We start from the raw sequence: 17104 nt of genomic DNA on the forward strand, positions 1-17104 counted from the left end.
AGTCACCACCTTACCGCTATCGCGAAGTCCGGGCAGAGGAGCTCGCAGAGCTTGCACTTGACGCACTTTTCCGCATTGACGGGGACCGGGTAGTGGACACCCTTCTCGCTCAGCTCCTTGCTCCACTCAAAGACCTTTCTCGGGCACATCTCAACGCAAATACCACAGCCCTTGCATAGAAAAGTGTCCACATCGATTTCAACGATTCCTTCCGCCTTGCCGGTAACGAGGTAGTCGGACCTTTCGACCACAGTTTTCCCTTCGACATCTGCCATAAGCATCACCCATGAATTGCTCAGCGGTTTTACGTTTGTCAACATTTAAAGGTTTCGTGCATGATCCAAAATGTCCATCGGAGAACGTGGGAGTTCCAGCCCGGAAATTAAAAAACGCCCAGTATGGAGAAAGAACAATACAAACAAATTTCATATTTCGGGGTTTTTTCTCGTACCTCTGACGTATGCCTATTACCACGTCAGCAGCTGCCAGTCGAGGAGGCCGTTCTCAACTATATACCCCCACCTCTCGCGGCACTCCTGCTTGAGGTTCTCGATGTGGGTTAAATCCTGCGTTGCCGAGAACTTCTTTATTGCCCTTCCTATGGTCCGGTCGTAGTCCGTGAGGCAGTTATGTGGCCCGCGCTTCGAGCCAGCCCCCACCGGGTCGCTCAGGATCCTCTTGTTGGGGAAGCGCTTCTTCGCCCATATTAGGACTTCAACCGCGCTCCAGAGCCAGGGCGGGCGATACTCATTCTTCTCCCAGAGTCTCTCGTAGAGCGTCCCCTTCTGGATATCGGTGATGTTTATCGAGAAGGTGTCAGTGTAGGGCTCGGCTTTGATTATGCTCTCCTTGACGTCCTCTATGCCGTCGCGTTCGCTCAGGAAAATCGGCTTCAGCAGGAGGTATGTTTTGACCCTTGCCCCGGCTTCGTGTGTAATCTCGGCCGCTTTAACGAAGTCCTCGAAGGTGTTCCCCTTGTTGATTGAGACATCGGCTATATCGTCGTTGGCCGTTTCAAGACCTATGGCAACTTCGAAGTGCTTATCCGGGACTATCTCTGCCAGCTCCTTAACGGCCTCGTATCTCACGAGTTCGCTCCTGCTCTCTACCACGATTTCCTCGACGTTTTCCATCCCAGCTAAAAGCTCGAAGATTCTCCTCCGGGTTTCGGGCTTCAGCTCACCGTTGTCTAGGAAAGAGCCGGAGGTGAACATCCTCACCGCGAAGGGCCCCTTCTTGCCTTCGATTTTTTTGAGGGCCTCCTTAACGTAGTCCACTATGGCATCTTGGCTCCACTTAACCTTTGGCGCGGCAGTTGGGTAGGCGCACATGTAACAGGCCTGGTTGATCCTGAAGCGGTAGCAGCCTATCGTGGGCAGGATTATGAAAAGTGCCGTTCCGGGCTTCCCGGCGACGTTGTCCTCGCTTGTCCAGTATGTCATTCTCTCACCTAAGCCTCGCTGGGAGTTAGGGTTTTTAAAGGTGAGGGAAGGTTTAAATTGATCGGCACCGAGGGTTTTAATGGTGAGAAAATGGAGGACGTTGAGAAAATCATAGCCCGTCACAAGACTGACGATCCCCTTTGGCTTGAGATTCAACTCGCCCTTCTCTTGGGCAAGATTGACAAGGAAGAAGCACTGAGGAGGTCTAAGGGAATAATGAAAACCTCCAAATCCTGGCAGGAGCTGGAGGCAGAGATGTATGATGAGCTTGTTCCTTGACAGTAACCTCTTCATTGAACACCTTAAGGGCAACTCAGATGCCTCTGCGCTCCTCTCAGAGTTAATGAGGAGAAATTTCCGATTGTTTACCAACGAAACCGTATACAACGAAGTTCTCTTTGTTTACCTTCGCACCAATGTTGGCGGATACTGGAAGCTGAAAAAGAACATAGAAGAGGTTAAAGAAGCTGCCAAAACTTTCATTCTTCAGGTCTTGCCCCTGCTGAGTTCTACTAATTTCCTAGACACCACTCATGAGGTTAGCCTTCTCTCGCTTAAATTCACTGCAAAATACGGTCTCCTCCCAAGCGATGCCCTAATACTAGCAACCGCGAAATACTACGGTCTCGACGGCATTGTTAGTCTCGATACTGATCTCCTCCAGATTGCACCCAAGGAGGGATTGCTTGCTATTTCAAAGGTTGGGGATTTGGAGGGAGAACGGTGAGAATCCTCCTCACCAACGATGACGGGATTTATTCCAAAGGGCTTCAAGCCGCTGTCGAGGCCGTCAAGGACCTCGGCGAGGTCTACGTGGTTGCACCGCTCTTTCAGAGGAGCGCAAGTGGCAGAGCCATGACCCTCCACAGGCCGATAAGGGCCAAGCGCGTGAACGTTCCCGGAGCGAAGGTTGCTTACGGCCTTGATGGAATGCCCGTAGACTGTGTAATCTTCGCCCTCGCGCGCTTCACCGACTTCAACCTCGCCATAAGCGGGATAAACCTCGGCGAGAACCTCAGCACCGAGATAACCGTTTCGGGAACCGCTTCAGCTGCTATAGAGGCCGCCACCAACGGGATTCCGAGCATAGCGATAAGCCTTGAGGTGAGCCGGGAGAAATACAAGTTCGGCGAGGGAAGTGAGGTTGACTTCTCTGCAGCCTCTCACTTCCTAAGGAAGATTGCGCGAGCCGTTTTGACCAAGGGTCTCCCCGAAGGCGTCGACATGCTCAACGTGAACGTTCCGGACGATGCCAGCGAGGGAACAGAGATAGCCGTCACGAGACTTGCCCACAGGATGTACCGGCCAACGGTCGAGGAGCGCATAGATCCCAAGGGCAACCCGTACTACTGGATAGTCGGCAGAAAATGTCGTGAGTTCGAGCCGGGAACCGACGCCTATGCACTGAAGGTCGAGAGGAAGGTCAGCGTCACGCCGGTGAACATAGACATGACGGCGAGGATTGATTTCGGGGAATTGAGAAAGATTCTATCAGGGGAATGACAGCTGGGGACGTTCCTCTCCGTGGAGGATCAGCCATTGAAACGTTAGGGAATTCCTTTTCTACCTCTCTGTTATTGCCCTCTCAATGGCATGGGAGCTCCTTCTCTTATACAACATGACTTGGCTGAGGGGCTACTACATCGAAAGCGGGAGGTTTTACATCAGGGACGGTATTCCCTCCGGCTGGTTCAGGTACTATCAATCACCGGAATTCGCTGTTTTAGTCCTTCTGCCCGCCATCGTTTCCCTTGCCCTGTACCTGGTCTTCAGAGATTCCACGCTCCTGAAAGAGGGCCTTGTGTTGGTTCCTCGGTCCTGACCGATGCCTTCATCGGGAAAGGGCGTTGCTCGCTATCGAGGGGCTTTTACCAGGTTTTCCGTGCTGGCGATTATACTCGACGGACTCGGCGTGAGCTGCTGACTGGAGTCTTAGTCATTTGGAGAACTTTACCTTCCACACAGAGGACGTAAAAGTCCACCTCCAAGGGGAGAAAAGAAAGGTTGTTACACCCTTTTATTCTCCAAAAATCCTCTCCACGAACCACTTCTCGTCGAACGGCTTTAAGTCGTCGTAGCCCTGGCCGACGCCGACGAAGAGTATGGGAGCACCGATGGCATGGCTTATGCTTAGAGCTGCACCACCCCGTGCATCGGCGTCGAGCTTTGTGAGGATTACTCCGTCTATCTTTACGGCCTCATTGAACTGCTTTGCCTGCTCCACCACCGAGTTGCCTGCTAAGCTGTCACCGACAAAGATGACGAGGTCAGGCTTGGTTACGCGCGCTATCTTCTTCATCTCGTCCATGAGGTTCCTGTTCAGCTCGTTCCTTCCGGCGGTGTCTATGAGGACGACATCCAGCCCCCTGGCCTTCGCGTGCTGGATTGCATCGTAAGCAACAGCCGCCGGGTCGGCGCCGTAGGAGTGCTTGATGACCCTGACGCCGACGCGCTTCGCGTGCTCCTCAACCTGCTCTATCGCTCCAGCCCTGAAGGTGTCGCTCGCGGCTATGACGACTCCGAGGCCGTTCTTTTTCAAAAAGTTGGCGAGCTTGGCTATGGTCGTCGTCTTTCCGGAGCCGTTGAAGCCCACGAAGGCTATGACGAAGGGCTTCTCCTTCTTTGACCGAATCAGCTCAAGGAGGTCTATCTTCTTCTCCGGCGTCAGAACCTCAAGGACGGCCTCACGGACTGCTTCTTCAACCAGTGCCTTCTTGTTCGTCCCTATTTTTACCTTCTGGCCGACGAGTTTCTCCTTTATCCTCTCTTTGAGCTCCTCAACGGTTTCGAGGGCGACGTCCGCCTCGAGAAGCTCTATCTCCAGATCCCAGAGGGCGTTTTCAACGTCCTTCTCGCTTATTTCAGTCTGCGAGACCTTGTCCACAAATGAGCCTAACTTCTCCTTGAGTTTTCCCAGCATCTCTACCACCCTATGGGCGAGGGGCTTAAGCCTATATAATTATTATGAATGCCCTCGGCGATAGCTGGTTTCATCATGCCTCAGACCCGAAACCGCTCGTCATCGGGCGGGAGTGTTCTCCTTCCCAGAGTTTATAAACCGCACGTGCCCCTTCAGTACCTCCTGACGTAGGTCTTGTTCTCCACTATCCTCCCGTTCTCAAGGCGCATGACGTCCAGCCTCTCAAAGCCAACCGTTTCCCTTTTGTATGCGATTAAATAATCGATGAATTCCTTTATTTCATAGCGGGTTATGGAGTCCTTCACGTACTTGTGCTCGTAGAGCAGAACAAGCTTGTCCCTGTGCTCCCCCAGCCAGTCCTTCAGTTTTTTCCTCTCCGCCTTGGAGCGTGAGAGCGGGTTGACTATGAGGTACACCTCGAAGTCGTCGCTCTCGAAGGGGGAACCTATGTAAACGTCACCATCGACCTGGAACGGCAGATACTCAGCAAGTATGCGTCTCCCTGCCTTTCCCCATGCGTTCAGGTATATTCTCGCAAGTCTCTTCCCGTCGCCGGTAATTAAAACCGCTCCCGAATTTAATTCGGCTATCTCCTTCAACATGGTCATCACAAAAAACTTTTACTCTGAGGTTAAAATTCTTTCTCAGATTTTCGGCGTTCAGAGAACCATAAAGTATATATTGCGCTTCACAGCTATACCTTTGAAAACTCGCGGGGTGTTAGCATGAAGAAGCTGTTTAGCCTGTTTTTAATTGGACTCCTGGCCCTCGGTGTAGTGGCCAGCGGCTGCATTTCTTCAGGTGGTGAAAAGGAATCCACTACGGGCGCCATTGCCATCGTTTATGACGTTGGCGGCAGGGGTGACCTGAGCTTCAACGATATGGCGTACCTTGGTGCCTCCAAGGCGGCAAAGGACTTCGATCTGGAGCTGGTCGAGCTTCAGAGCAACAGTGAGGACGACTACGTCAAGAACCTTGAGACCCTCGCAAGCCAGAAGAAGTACCTAGTTATTATAGCCGTCGGCTTCATGATGACGGACGCCGTCAAGCAGGTTGCCGATGAATATCCAGACCAGAAGTTCGCCATAATCGATGGCTACATCCCTGACAAGGACAACGTCATGAGCATTCTCTTCAAGGAAAACGAAGGTTCGGCCCTTGCCGGTGCTCTCGCAGGTCTTATAGCGGCCAACAGCGGCAAGGACAAGGTTGGAATAGTCCTTGGCATGGAGATACCGGTTCTCTACAAGTTCGAAGCCGGCTACCGCTTCGGTGTCAAGTGGGCCGAGGACTACTACAAGCAGCACGAGGGCAAGGAGGTCAGCATAGACGTCATCTACCAGTACACCGGAACCTTCAACGACGCCGCCAAGGGTAAGGCGGCCGCCAGGGCCCAGCTCGCCCAGGGTGCGTGGGTCATCTACCAGGTCGCTGGTGGAACCGGTCTCGGTGTCTTCGACGCCGTTTCAGAGGTCCTTGACTCCCAGGGCAAGAAGATGGGTCCGCCCTTCGCTATCGGTGTTGACTCAGCCCAGGACTGGATAAAGCCGGGCGTTATAATAGCCAGCATGATGAAGCGTGTTGACGTCGGTGTCTACACTGCAGTTAAGGACGCCGTCGAGGGCAACTTTAAGGGTGGTATCGTCGAGCTTGGCCTCAAGGAGGGCGGTGTTGGCATAAGCACCGTGGACGACGTTATGGCCATGTTCGACTCGCTTCCTGAGGACACCCAGAAGCAGAAGCTTAAAGACCTCGGTTTCAACAGTAAGGACGAGCTCAAGAAGTACCTCGAGGACACCAGGGCCCAGGTTCCCAACTGGATATGGGAAGCCGTGAACGATCTTGCGGGCAAGATCAAGACCGGTACCATCAAGGTTCCGGCTCCGATGGACAAGGAAGGCATAGAGAAGGTCCGCGCCGCTAAGACCTGGCAGGAAATGATGGAGCTCGCCAAGTGAGCTCTTAACCCCTTTCTTTTCTCCACTTAAAAGGGGGTGCTGCAATGGAGAGGACGCCAATAATCGAGATGAAGGGAATAGTCAAGGTGTATCCTGATGGCACTAAGGCCCTCAAGGGCGTTGACCTTACCGTGTATAAAGGCGAGATTTTGGGTCTCCTCGGTGAGAACGGCGCCGGAAAGACCACCCTTATGAAAATCCTTTTCGGTATGCTCCACCCAACCTCGGGTAAAATCTTCATAAGGGGCGAGGAGGTCAGGTTCAAAAGCCCCTCCGATGCCATCGCTCACGGCATCGGTATGGTTCATCAGCATTTCACGCTCGTTGAGGTTTTCGATGCCCTCCACAACATAATCCTGGGCATGGAGGGCCATGGACTGTTTTCAAAGATTGACGTTGATAGGGCCACCGGGAAGCTTCAGGAGCTTATGGATAACCTCAACTTCAAGGTCCCCCTGGACGTCCCGGTGGAGGACCTGCCCGTTGGAGTCCAGCAGAGAATTGAAATCCTAAAGATGCTCTTCAGGGACGTTGACGTTCTCATACTCGATGAGCCAACGGCGGTACTAACGCCAATTGAGGTCGAGGAACTCTTTGCCGTTCTCAAGAAGCTGAAGGCCGAGGGGAAGACGATAATCTTCATCAGCCACAAGCTCAACGAGGTCATGGAGCTCACCGACCGCGTCACCGTCATTAGGAAGGGTGAGGTCATAGGAACCGTCAACACGAGCGAGGCAACGCCGCAGTTACTCGCGAGGATGATGGTTGGAAGGGACGTGGTTCTCAGGATACAGAAGCCTCCAAAAGAACCCGGGGAGCCTATACTTGAGATCAAAGACCTCTGGGTTAAAGGAGATAGGGGCGAGGATGCCGTTAAGGGTCTGTCCTTCGAGGTAAGGGCCGGTGAGATATTCGGAATAGCCGGCGTCGAGGGCAACGGTCAGACGGAGCTCATCGAGGCAATAACCGGACTTAGGAGGCCCGAAAAAGGGCATGTGATTCTGAATGGGGCTGAGATAACTGGTAGAAGCCCTAAGGAACTCTATGAGGCGGGAATGGCCCACATCCCAGAGGACAGAACCCACATGGGACTGATACTCAACATGACCGTCACGGAGAACGCTATCCTCGGTCTCCAGTGGATGAAAGAGTTCCAGCGCTGGAAGGGAACGATAGACTGGAACAAGGCCAGGGAGCACACGGAGAGGCTCATTGAGGAGTTCGAGATAGTTGCCCCGGGTGTTGACGCCCCGGTCAAGAGCCTCAGCGGCGGCAACCAGCAGAAGCTCATCGTTGCAAGGGAGGTCAGCAAGAAGCCCGTGCTCATAGTGGCCTCTCAGCCCACGAGGGGTGTTGACGTCGCCTCGACCGAATACATCAGGAACTATCTCGTAAAGCTCAGAAACGAAGGTAAGGCCGTTCTTCTCGTCTCGGCAGACCTCGACGAGGTCGTCCAGCTCAGTGACAGGATGGGAATAATCTACGAGGGCGAGTTCATGGGCATTGTGAAGCCCGAGGAGGTCACCACGGAAGAGATCGGTATGATGATGGGGGGAATACGCTATGAAGAAATCAGGAAGTGAGCTCTTCAAATCCCTGAACGTCCGCCCGTTCATCGAGAGCCTTATAGCTATATTCGTTGGCTTCCTCATAGGTGCAATAGTCCTCCTGGCTTTCGGCTACAACCCCTTTGAGGCCTACTACTGGCTCTTCCAGGGCGCACTAGGCTCCACCAGGGGTATCGCCTCGACCCTCAAGTACGCCACCCCTATAATGCTCACGGCACTGACCTTCGCGATAGGCACCAGGACGGGAATATTCAACATAGGTGCAGAAGGCTCCTTCTACTTCGGAGCAATAGCGGCGGTGATATTCACCAACGTCTGGAACAACATGCTCTTCGGCCTCGTCATGGGTATGCTCCTCGGAGCACTCTGGGCCTTGCCTGCGGCGGTTCTCAAGGTCTACCGCGGCGTTCACGAGGTCATCTCAACAATCATGCTCAACTGGATAGGCTGGTTCTTCGTGCTCTGGCTTATAGTTGGGCCATACGCCAACCCCAACGATCCCAATAAGACCATCAGAATTCCCGTAGAGGCCAGACTTCCCGAAATCGGCTATGGCCTTTCGATAGCCGTCATAATCGCGGTAATCGCCTCACTGCTGACGTACTTCCTGCTCTGGCACACGACCATGGGCTTTGGAATGCGCGCCAGCGGAATGAACGAGAAAGCCGCGCGCTACGCCGGAATGAACCCGAAGATGGCCGTCATGTGGTCGTTCCTCATCGGTGGCCTGCTCAGCGGACTGGGTGGTGCCATGAAGATAATGGGTGAGGGGCCGACGTACGCCATCAGCCAGGGAGGAGCTAACATCTACGGCTTCGGTTTTGACGGTATCGGTGTCGCCCTGGTCGGAAGAAACCATCCACTCGGAATCATCCTCGCGGCGATCTTCTTCGGGATGCTCCGCGCTGGAACGGCTCTAATGCAGGCGCAAGCCCAGGTTCCTCTGGAGATCATCAAGGTCATACAGGGAATCATAGTCATAACCGTTGCCATCCCGAGCCTGTACGACCTGATTAAGAAGGCCATCCACAGGGGGGCTGCCCAATGAACGTTGGTGACGTCCTCACGGTACTTTTCACGTCTCTCATGGCCATGGTGCCGATAGTGCTCACTAGCGTTGGTGCCGCCTGGAGCGAGCGCGCCGGTGTGGTCAGCATTGGCTACGAGGGCGTTCTTCTGATGAGTGCCTTTTTCGGTGCTATATTCGCTGAGCTTGCGCACAACGCCCTCGTTGGCCTCATTGGCGGAATACTCATAGGCGTCCTGCTCGGAATGCTCCACGGTGCCCTTACGGTCTACCTTAAGGGCGACCACGTCATCCCTGGTATAGGCATCAACCTGCTCGCCATGGGTGTGGTTCCCTTCGGCATACTGGCCTACTGGGGAACCGCTGGCCAGCATCAGCTTCCCCACGATGCCCAGATGTGGCACTGGAAAACTCCCTACGGCGAGCTGAGCCCGATGGTCTTCGTGACCGTATTGATAGCCATCGTGACTTGGTGGGTGCTCTTCAAAACCCCCCTTGGACTGCGCGTTAGGTCGGTCGGTGAGAACCCTGAGGCGGCAGACGCGCTGGGCATAAACGTCGAGAAGTACAGGTTCTGGTCAACGGTCTACGGACACGCTTTGGCCGGTCTCGGCGGGGCATTCATGAGCGTTGACTGGCTCGGGCTGGTTCACAAGACTATGTCTGGAGGCAGGGGTTTCATAGCCCTCGCCAACATGGTCTTTAGTGGCTGGAATCCGCTGGTCTCACTGATAGGCGGCTGGCTCTTCGGATTCTTCGATGCCCTCGCCACGTGGCTGGCACCGAAGCACATAATCCCCGGGCAGTTCATTCTCATGCTGCCCTACATAATGACCATCATCATTGTGGCGGGGATAATAGGCAAGGCCAGACCGCCGAAGTGGGACGGAAGGCCCTACAAGAGGGAGTGATTTCCCCTCCCTTTTCTTTGAATTTTGCAAAAAGGAAAAAGCGTCACTTCTTGAGAACCACACCCAGCGCCGTTCCCAGAACGATTCCAACCACGAGGGAGACTGCAACGTAGCGGTTCACGTTGACCCTCGTCGCGGGTCCTTCCTCCGGTGCCTTTCCTCCGAGTGCCCGGATTATCTCGGCGCTGTTCTCCCTGAGAACTTCGGTGTACGGCTCATCCTTCCAGAAGACCCTTATCTTGGCGGACGGCTTCCCACTCTTGGCGGACAGCTCCTTTGCGGCATCCTTCAGCTGGTCGGGACTGTCCACGGCGTAGACCACAACGTCCGCCTTGGCCGCGGTGGGAAGGAGTTCATCCACACCCATGGCAGGCACCTCTTCCTCCGGCTTTATTGAGGCGATTGCCTTGATTCCAAGCCATTCCAGAGCGTACTGGTCGGGGGGCATCTGAATCACTGCGGTGTGGTTCTCATCAACGAGGGCGTGGTAGGCTTCCACTATCGTCCTCACCCTCACCTCGAAATCTCTGTATCCAGCGAGATACTCCTCGGCGTTAACGGGGTCAGCTTTCTCAAGGGCTTTTTCGGTGGCCTTAGCTATGGCCAGCGCGTTCGTGGGGTCAAGCCAGACACCGTGGGGGTTGTCCTTATCGTTGTACCAGTGTTCTGGGAGATAGCGGAAGCCCTCACGTTTGTAATCCTCAAGAAAGAGCGCCTCACCCGTTATCGTCCCTTCCTCCTTCAGCTCAGCTATCTTCTTCTCCACCGGAAGATGGCCGCCGGTGGTTACTATCACGTCGGCTTTCCTCAGGAGTTCGATCTGGCTCGCGGTCAGCTGGTACTCGTGGGGGTCGGCTCCTGGTGGAATGAGGTAGACGACCTCAACGGAGTCTCCGAAGGCGTCCTGAACTATCGAAGCAATCGGGGCTATGCTTGTAACTACGAGGGGTTTCTCACTCGCCGCGCCTGCGAACGGTGCTATCATGCTGGCGATGAGAATCATGATTATCAGTAACCTCCTCATTTTTCGGTCACCCGAACTCTTTTTAATGGCCGGCTTTAAAAAGCCCTCGGAAACTTTAAATATCTCCCGCCGAAATACCACCGGGTGTCGTGATGAAGCGACTGTGGGCTTTAATAATCCTCACGCTTTTCATCGGAGCAATCGCGCCGCAGGTGACCGGCTACGATGTGACCGGAAAGGTGAGCGTCGGGATAAGTCCCAACTCCGAGCTGCTGAGCGTGGTTTACTACCTTGCCTTTGGACGGAGCGACCCCTTCGTCATAGACCGTGGCAGTTATGTCGATGAGGTTGATTCGTACTTTGCTCCCTACAGGAACCACCGCGCGGTTCAAATGCTTCGAGAACACCTTGAAAAGGCCGCTTCCATCTCGGAGAGGGATCTCAGGCTGTTCTACACCGAATACTACCTCCTTCTCTGCACGGAACCTCCTGAGCTCCAGCCCTGGGGGAACATCGACGACCCCTGGACCCTCGACTTCATCGAGGCCCTTAGGGACTTCGCCAGGGAGAGCAACTTCATGACCTTTTACAGAACCCACCAGGATTACTACCGAGAAGACCTCGGGATATACACGAACGCGCTCTCGCTCCTGCCACCGGACGAGTTCCTGAGCAGATACACGGACGTTTCCAACGTTCGCTTCGAATTCCTGCACCCGTTCCTGGTGGCGATACACGGCCACAGCTTCAACCCCGTCAGGGACGGCGTCCATATATACGGGGCCGGGGGAATGGTGCCGCTCGTGAGGCGCGACCCACAGAGGACGGCCTGGAGCTACAAGACCGCTAGAGACACGATGTTCGGCCTGCCCCTCAACAGGGACTACGTGAACAACACCGGCCTCGACGAGCTTATCTACCTGGGCTTCGTCTACCACGAGCTGGGCCACGACATTACTCTACCGGGCCTCTACGCCAACTACGGCGACACCTACTCGCTGGCCTACCTGGAGGAGGCCATTGAGGAGGACATGCCATACCTCGCGCGCTACGACATTCACTTCTGGGACCGGACGGGAATGATATACGAGGGCTTCGCCGACGGCTGGCTGGACTTCGCTCTATCTAGAGTCGATCCGGACTACGCAGCTCTGGCGGTGTGGCTCCAGAGGGCCTGGGGCGAGTTCTGGATAGACGAGGTGCTCCAGCTCTACGGCAAGTACGCGGCAATGAGCGTCGGGAACTCCGTCCCCATTGACGACTACGTGGACGAGATGCTCGTTGACCTGAGGGCAATGATTCCCCCAGGGAATGCCGGAAAGCTCTACAGCGAGCGCGTCCCGGTGACCCCGCTGAGGGCCTTCGACAGGGGCGCCGTTACGGGAAAAGTCGTGGTGGTCTACGGAACGCAAAACCCAGACCCAAAGGGAACGGAATACGACAGAGAAACCGCTGAACTCATAGCCGACAACCTAAAGATCTTCTACTCCCAATGGAACGGAAGCGTGGAGATAGTCGTTAAAGCCGACGTGAACGTGACGGAAGATGAACTTGGAGAAAACCTTGTTCTTGTTGGAGGTCCAGCGGCGAACTCGATTGTCGCTGAAATGCAGGAGCACTTCCCGCTGCGCTTTGTGAAGGAAGGGAACTACTGGGTGATTGACCACAGCATCAATTGGAGCGTCGCTTCGTTCATAATAACGGAGAACGAGAGCGACCCAGTGCTGAAAGGGCAGCTCGATCTGTCCGATGACATCACCGCAGCGCTCCTGCTTGCGGTGAGAAACTCCAACAACCCCAGGAACTACATCGTCTGGATAGCCGGAGCGGACCGCTACGGCACCAGACTCTTCAGAAACCCGACGTACTACCTTTCAAGCTACGAGATATTTACGGGAAAAGAGATAGAGATGGGTTTCTACGTTCAGCCACTTTCCCCTTCCTGAGGGTCTTCTTCCTTTCCGTTTCCGTTGCTCTTGATGTGGGGCTTGCCTATGGCTATCGTGAACCCCTTGAAGCTGTCGTCCTTTCTGTTGAACTCTATCGCCAGCGGAAGCCCGTTGTCTTCGTTGAAGACTATGCGCACTATCCTCGCCCGCGAGTGGTCGTTCAGGTAGTCCTCCTTGAGGTCGTCGTAGTTATCGAGCACCTCATCTATGCTGTCGCTGTGCATATCGTAGATTTCCCTAGCGTAAACGCTGTGGTTCTTGATTTCCTCGACCTTTTTCTCCTTATTCAAACTATCACATCCTGGACTTCATCATGCCCTGCGCCAGGCACCCTCCCGGAATTTAAAAACCTTCCTTCTTTCGGCCATGCGGAGGGCTTCCTCTAGCTTACCCTTCGGAACATCCATACCGTGGAGTTCCTTGAACAGCTCGATGATTTCATCCGTGGTCAAGGCATCCTTCTCCTCGAAGAGGTTGTTCACGAGGTTTATCATGTCCTCGACAAAGTTCCATGGGAACACTATCCATGCCCAGTCGATTTCCTCGCCGTAGTAGTCCGGCTTGAAGCGCGAGCCCTTTATGGTGAGGAGCGTTGCAACTTTTATCTCTGCCGGCTTCTGTTCCTCGACGTAGTTCTTTGCGAGCGTTAGGCTCTCCCCGGTGTCGCTGATGTCGTCCACTATGAGAACCTTCTTGCCTCCAAGGTCGTAGTTGCTTCCGTACTTGAGTCTGGCTTTTCCGTCTGGAGTTGCTGTAACGCCCCAGTGCTCGACCTTGAGGCTGACGAGGTCCTTGACGCCGAGGTAGTCGCAGTAGAGCCTCGCCGCAACCCAGCCGCCTCTGGCGAGGCCGACTATAACGTCGGGCCTCCAGCCGTCCTCCAGAACCTTCCAGGCACCTTCCTTTGCCCACCTTTCTATGTCATCCCAAGAAGCGAGATAAGCCGGAAACTTCTTCATTGTATTTCCCTTAACGGAGCAAGGGGAAGGTTATATTTAAGCGTTACGCTCGGAGCTTTGACGTAAATATGGCAAAAGAAGGTAGGGAAATCAGACCTTAACTCTTTTCCATATCGTTCCCTGTGGTGTGTCTTCGAGCTGAATGCCCATCTCCCTGAGCTGGGCCCTTATCTTGTCCGCTAGGGCAAAGTTCCTCTCCTTCCTGAGCTGGGCGCGGACCTCGATAAGAAGGTTGATTAGCCCCTCCTCCTCACCGGCCCTCTGCTCCCTGAAGTAGTCCTCGAAGAGACCGAAGACCTCGCTGACGATCCTGAAGAACTCCCACGCCTTCCTGAGGATGCTCTCCTTCGGCTTCTCAACCTTTGTCAGATACCTGTTGACTGCGTTGCTTACCTCGAAGACGGCCTTGAGCGCCTCTGCCGTGTTGAAGTCGTCGTCCATCGCCTTGTAGAACCTCTCCCTCGCGTTTCTTATGGCCTCGTAGGCCTCGAACTCTTCTTTACCCCACTTGAAGGAAATCTCGGCCTTTTCAAGTGCAATCCTTATGTTCTCAAGGGTGTTATACAGACGCTCAAGGTTGTTCTTGGCGTGTTCCATGCCCTCCTCCGTGTAGTCGAGCGGCGAGCGGTAGTGCCTCTGGAGGACGAAGAGTCTGATGACCTCTGGGTCGTAGCGTTCGAGCATCTCCCGTATCGTCACGAAGTTGCCGAGGCTCTTGCTCATCTTCTCGCCGTTGACCATCAGGAAGCCGGTGTGGAGCCAGTATTTGACCCACTGCTGGCCGGTGCATGCCTCGGTCTGGGCTATCTCGTTCTCGTGGTGCGGGAAGATGAGGTCGTTGCCGCCGCCGTGGATGTCGAAGCTCTCTCCGAGGTACTTGGTGCTCATCGTGGAGCACTCTATGTGCCAGCCGGGCCTTCCCTCGCCCCATGGGCTTTCCCATTTGGGCTCCCCTGGCTTGGCCTTCTTCCAGAGGGCAAAGTCTTCGGGGTTCCTCTTGCCCTCACCGGGCTCAACTCTTGCACCCTTCCTGAGCTCTTCAAGCTTTATCCCGCTGAGCTTTCCGTACTCCCTGAACCTCTGAACCTCGAAGTAAACGCCGTCAGAGCCTTCGTAGGCGTAGCCCTTCTCCTCCAGCTTTTTCACAAAGTCTATGATGTCCTCGATGTGCTCGGTAACGCGCGGGTAAATATCGGCTGGCTTGACCTTGAGGGCCTTCATGTCCTCAAGGAAGTATCTCAAAAAGCGCTCGGCCAGCTCCTTTGGGTCTTCCCCGGTCTCGTTGGCTCTCCGGATTATCTTGTCGTCTATGTCCGTGAAGTTCATGACCATTAGAACCGTGTAACCGCGGTGCTCCAGGTACCTCCTGATGACGTCAAAGGCTATGTAAGTTCTGGCATGCCCGAGATGAGTGTAATCGTAAACCGTCGGCCCACAGACGTACATCCTGACCTCGCCTTCTCTAATGGGCCTGAACTCCTCCTTCTGTTTCGTCAGGGTGTTGTACACTCTTATGGCCATCTTCTCACCACCGGGGGAACTTTGGAAGGTTCTTTTATTAGGTTATCGCCTTCGCTCTGGGCAGATTTGGGCATAGTTTTCGATTGTTCCCTAACCCTTTGCCGCCCCAGTACCTCGGCAAAAGCTTAAAAACCGACCCCTTCAATCGGGGTTAGAGCAGTGAAAGGAGGTTACGATGATGAAGGTTCAGAAGGGAGACGTCATAAGGCTCCACTACACCGGAAAGGTCAAAGAAACTGGCGAGATATTCGACACCACATTTGAGGATGTCGCCAAGGAGGCGGGCATATACTCAGAGAAGGGAATCTACGGTCCGGTTCCAATAGCCGTTGGAGCGGGCCACGTCCTTGGAGGCCTTGACGAGCAGCTCGAGGGACTTGAGGTTGGGAAGAAGTACGAGCTCGTGATCCCCCCGGAGAAGGGCTTCGGGAAACGCGACCCCAAGCTCATAAAGACCTTCACCCTCGGGCAGTTCAGGAGGCAGGGCATCTACCCGTTCCCTGGAATGCCGGTTGAGATAGAGACCGAGAGTGGAAGGAAGCTCAAGGGTAAGGTCATGACCGTCAGTGGAGGTAGAGTAAGGGTTGACTTCAACCACCCCTACGCCGGCAAGCACCTCGTATATGAGGTTGAGATCGTCGAGAAGATTGAAGATCCGATCGAGAAGGTAAAAGCCTTAATAGAGCTCCGCATGCCGAGGGTCGACACTGAGAAGGTCATCATCGAAGTCGGTGAGAAGGACGTTACCGTTGACTTCGGCCAGCTCCTCAACGAGGTTGACAAGAACACCCTCGTCCTCGGCGAGATACTCCTCGAGAGCGATCTCAAGTTCATAGGCTACGAGGAGGTCACCTTCAAGCCCTCCGTCGACGAACTCCTCAAACCGCCCGAGGAGGAGAAAGAGATCGTGGAGCTCGAGGAGGAGGTCAGCGAGCCCCTCGTGGAGGAAGTTGAGGAGAAGGCTGAAGAGGTCAAAGAAGAGCCCGAGGCTGAGAAGGCCGAGGAGAAGCCGGATGAAGTCACCGAGGAAAAGGCCAAGGAACCAAAGGAAGCCGAGGAGCCTGAAGAGACAGAGAAAGAGGAGAAGCCCAAGAAGAAGACCACCAGGAAGAGCACCAAGGGCAGGAAGACCAGGAGAACAACCACCAGAAAGACCACCAGCAAGAAGAAGGCCAAGGCCGCTGAGGAGAGCAGTGAAAAGAAGGAGGAGTGAAAGACTTTTATCCTCCTCCACCAACTTTTCTCCATGAGGGTCAGGAGAAATCCCTGGGTTCTCTACATTGCACTGCTACCGTTTATTGTTATCGTCCGCTCCACCGGGGGCGGAATCTTCCAGTGGGCAGGTTATAACTTCCTATTCTACTTTGCTTTTCCTCTCCTTCTCGCGAGGTTACTCGGGTTTAAGCCCGCTGAACTGGGGGTGAAGGCTGGAAAGAAAGGGGGATATGAGCTGGCGCTGATACTGTTTCTGCTGACGATCCCCCTGAGCCTCTACGGCACGACCATGCCCTCTATGAAGGAGTATTACCCGATATTCCAGTACTCCGGCTGGGATGATTTCTTCCTCAAGGAGCTGGCGGTGGGGGTGATAATGTTCTCCCACGAGGTGTTCTACCGGGGGATTGTCCTCTTTCCACTCGCCAGGAAGAACGAGTGGCTCGGCATACTCGCACAGGATGTTCCCTACACGCTCGTGCACATCGGCAAGCCGGGAATAGAGGTTCCATACTCCTTTGTGGCGGGGATAGTCTTCGCCAAGATGGACCTCAAGAGCGGGAGCTTTCTTCCGAGCTTTCTGCTCCACTGGCTTGGTTCGGTTCTCTTTGATCTTCTCTGCGTCCTTCTCTGAACGAAAGGCCTATTTAGGGGAAGGCATAAACCCCTT

At 54.5% G+C, this 17104-nt stretch carries 19 protein-coding genes; 11 read left to right on the top strand and 8 right to left on the bottom strand.

Features of this window, described 5'->3' with window-relative positions:
* Window positions 1–2: 2 nt before the first annotated feature.
* Together E3E25_RS04610 and E3E25_RS04615 are read right to left on the bottom strand one after the other, a co-directional pair.
* A complete protein-coding gene (locus E3E25_RS04610) occupies window positions 3–275 on the bottom strand; it encodes a 2-oxoglutarate ferredoxin oxidoreductase subunit delta (RefSeq protein ID WP_139681699.1) in 273 nt (90 codons plus the stop codon).
* Window positions 276–467: 192 nt separating this feature from the next.
* Window positions 468–1442: an archaeosine biosynthesis radical SAM protein RaSEA gene (locus tag E3E25_RS04615; RefSeq protein ID WP_167892009.1), complete on the bottom strand. Its 975-nt coding sequence runs from the start codon at window positions 1440–1442 to the stop codon at window positions 468–470.
* A gap of 90 nt (window positions 1443–1532) precedes the next feature.
* Between E3E25_RS04615 and E3E25_RS04620 the strand changes: the two genes are divergently transcribed.
* The 4 genes from E3E25_RS04620 to E3E25_RS04635 all read left to right on the top strand — a co-directional run bounded on the left by E3E25_RS04620 (window position 1533) and on the right by E3E25_RS04635 (window position 3264).
* Complete coding sequence (locus E3E25_RS04620) at window positions 1533–1721, top strand: hypothetical protein (protein WP_167892010.1); 189 nt, start codon at window positions 1533–1535, stop codon at window positions 1719–1721.
* Entirely contained in the window at window positions 1702–2169 is a 468-nt protein-coding gene (locus tag E3E25_RS04625) for a type II toxin-antitoxin system VapC family toxin (RefSeq protein ID WP_167892011.1), read from the top strand. The genes E3E25_RS04620 and E3E25_RS04625 overlap by 20 nt, the downstream gene beginning before the upstream one ends.
* Window positions 2166–2945, top strand: a complete 780-nt coding sequence (gene surE / locus E3E25_RS04630; protein WP_167892012.1) for a 5'/3'-nucleotidase SurE — start codon at window positions 2166–2168, stop codon at window positions 2943–2945. Before E3E25_RS04625 ends, surE begins: the two co-directional genes overlap by 4 nt.
* 85 nt (window positions 2946–3030) lie before the next feature.
* Complete coding sequence (locus E3E25_RS04635) at window positions 3031–3264, top strand: hypothetical protein (protein ID WP_167892013.1); 234 nt, start codon at window positions 3031–3033, stop codon at window positions 3262–3264.
* Between the two features lie 195 nt (window positions 3265–3459).
* On the opposite strand, the gene ftsY is transcribed toward E3E25_RS04635, so the two are convergent.
* Window positions 3460–4362 (bottom strand): signal recognition particle-docking protein FtsY, encoded by a 903-nt coding sequence (gene ftsY / locus E3E25_RS04640; RefSeq protein ID WP_167892684.1) that lies wholly within the window; start codon window positions 4360–4362, stop codon window positions 3460–3462.
* 152 nt (window positions 4363–4514) lie between these two features.
* On the bottom strand, window positions 4515–4964 hold the full coding sequence (locus E3E25_RS04645; protein WP_167892685.1) for a hypothetical protein: 450 nt from the start codon (window positions 4962–4964) through the stop codon (window positions 4515–4517).
* Between the two features lie 123 nt (window positions 4965–5087).
* Here E3E25_RS04645 and E3E25_RS04650 point away from each other — a divergent pair, with 123 nt between their 5' ends.
* Genes E3E25_RS04650 through E3E25_RS04665 form a run of 4 tightly spaced genes read left to right on the top strand, consistent with a single transcriptional unit; the run spans window position 5088 to window position 9826 of the window.
* A complete protein-coding gene (locus E3E25_RS04650) occupies window positions 5088–6320 on the top strand; it encodes a BMP family protein (RefSeq protein ID WP_167892014.1) in 1233 nt (410 codons plus the stop codon).
* Between the two features lie 44 nt (window positions 6321–6364).
* Window positions 6365–7903: an ABC transporter ATP-binding protein gene (locus tag E3E25_RS04655; protein WP_167892015.1), complete on the top strand. Its 1539-nt coding sequence runs from the start codon at window positions 6365–6367 to the stop codon at window positions 7901–7903.
* Window positions 7884–8936, top strand: coding sequence for an ABC transporter permease (locus E3E25_RS04660; protein WP_167892016.1), 1053 nt, complete (start codon window positions 7884–7886; stop codon window positions 8934–8936). The genes E3E25_RS04655 and E3E25_RS04660 overlap by 20 nt, the downstream gene beginning before the upstream one ends.
* On the top strand, window positions 8933–9826 hold the full coding sequence (locus tag E3E25_RS04665) for an ABC transporter permease (protein WP_167892017.1): 894 nt from the start codon (window positions 8933–8935) through the stop codon (window positions 9824–9826). Before E3E25_RS04660 ends, E3E25_RS04665 begins: the two co-directional genes overlap by 4 nt.
* Before the next feature lie 43 nt (window positions 9827–9869).
* On the opposite strand, the gene E3E25_RS04670 is transcribed toward E3E25_RS04665, so the two are convergent.
* Window positions 9870–10850 carry a metal ABC transporter solute-binding protein, Zn/Mn family gene (locus tag E3E25_RS04670; protein ID WP_167892018.1) on the bottom strand — a complete coding sequence of 327 codons (981 nt, stop codon included), beginning with the start codon at window positions 10848–10850 and terminating at the stop codon, window positions 9870–9872.
* Window positions 10851–10942: 92 nt separating this feature from the next.
* On the opposite strand from E3E25_RS04670, the gene E3E25_RS04675 reads away from it, so the two are divergent.
* Window positions 10943–12736: a DUF4932 domain-containing protein gene (locus E3E25_RS04675; protein ID WP_167892019.1), complete on the top strand. Its 1794-nt coding sequence runs from the start codon at window positions 10943–10945 to the stop codon at window positions 12734–12736.
* Here E3E25_RS04675 and E3E25_RS04680 read toward each other — a convergent pair.
* From E3E25_RS04680 to cysS, 3 genes are all read right to left on the bottom strand, one after another.
* Complete coding sequence (locus tag E3E25_RS04680; protein WP_167892020.1) at window positions 12715–13029, bottom strand: hypothetical protein; 315 nt, start codon at window positions 13027–13029, stop codon at window positions 12715–12717. The genes E3E25_RS04675 and E3E25_RS04680 overlap by 22 nt on opposite strands.
* Window positions 13030–13050: 21 nt before the next feature.
* Window positions 13051–13698 carry a phosphoribosyltransferase gene (locus E3E25_RS04685; protein ID WP_167892021.1) on the bottom strand — a complete coding sequence of 216 codons (648 nt, stop codon included), beginning with the start codon at window positions 13696–13698 and terminating at the stop codon, window positions 13051–13053.
* Between the two features lie 90 nt (window positions 13699–13788).
* Complete coding sequence (gene cysS / locus E3E25_RS04690) at window positions 13789–15219, bottom strand: cysteine--tRNA ligase (protein ID WP_167892022.1); 1431 nt, start codon at window positions 15217–15219, stop codon at window positions 13789–13791.
* A gap of 175 nt (window positions 15220–15394) precedes the next feature.
* Between cysS and E3E25_RS04695 the strand changes: the two genes are divergently transcribed.
* Together E3E25_RS04695 and mrtA are read left to right on the top strand one after the other, a co-directional pair.
* Complete coding sequence (locus tag E3E25_RS04695) at window positions 15395–16432, top strand: peptidylprolyl isomerase (protein ID WP_167892023.1); 1038 nt, start codon at window positions 15395–15397, stop codon at window positions 16430–16432.
* Window positions 16433–16465: 33 nt separating this feature from the next.
* A complete protein-coding gene (mrtA, locus tag E3E25_RS04700) occupies window positions 16466–17068 on the top strand; it encodes a CPBP family archaeomyxosortase MrtA (RefSeq protein ID WP_167892024.1) in 603 nt (200 codons plus the stop codon).
* Window positions 17069–17104 lie beyond the last annotated feature (36 nt).

The sequence above is a fragment of the Thermococcus sp. MAR1 genome (genome assembly GCF_012027305.1).
Classification (GTDB): domain Archaea; phylum Methanobacteriota_B; class Thermococci; order Thermococcales; family Thermococcaceae; genus Thermococcus.